General features: G+C 57.2%; 1 rRNA gene. It reads left to right on the top strand.

Features of this window, described 5'->3' with window-relative positions:
* Window positions 1-724, top strand: a 23S ribosomal RNA gene (locus IEY28_RS20530); the annotation flags it as partial.

Below are 724 nucleotides of genomic sequence, written 5' to 3' on the forward strand. Positions count from 1 at the left end.
AGGGAAACGTGATTCAACCTGGGGCCCGTGAAAAGACGAGTATGATGTCCGTACCGAGAACCGACACAGGTGTCCATGGCGGCGAAAGCCAAGGCCTGTCGGGAGCAACCGACGTTAGGGAATTCGGCAAGTTAGTCCCGTAAGTTCGCGATAAGGGATGCCTGCTCCGGAACGGAGCAGGTCGCAGTGACTCGGATGCTCGGACTGTCTAGTAACAACATAGGTGACTGCAAATCCGCAAGGACTCGTACAGTCACTGAATCCTGCCCAGTGCAGGTATCTGAACACCTCGTACAAGAGGACGAAGGACCTGTCAACGGCGGGGGTAACTATGACCCTCTTAAGGTAGCGTAGTACCTTGCCGCATCAGTAGCGGCTTGCATGAATGGATTAACCAGAGCATCACTGTCCCAACGTTGGGCCCGGTGAACTGTACATTCCAGTGCGGAGTCTGGAGACACCCAAGGGGAAGCGAAGACCCTATGGAGCTTTACTGCAGGCTGTCGCTGAGACGTGGTCGCCGATGTGCAGCATAGGTAGGAGGCATTACACAGGTACCCGCGCTAGCGGGCCACCGAGCCATCAGTGAAATACTACCCGTCGGTGACTGCGACTCTCACTCCGGGAGGAGGACACCGGTAGCCGGGCAGTTTGACTGGGGCGGTACGCGCTCGAAAAGATATCGAGCGCGCCCTAAGGCTATCTCAGCCGGGACAGAGACCCG

Origin of the sequence: Haloarcula pellucida (assembly GCF_014647235.1) — an archaeon.
In the GTDB taxonomy this organism is placed as follows: Archaea; Halobacteriota; Halobacteria; order Halobacteriales; family Haloarculaceae; genus Haloarcula; species Haloarcula pellucida.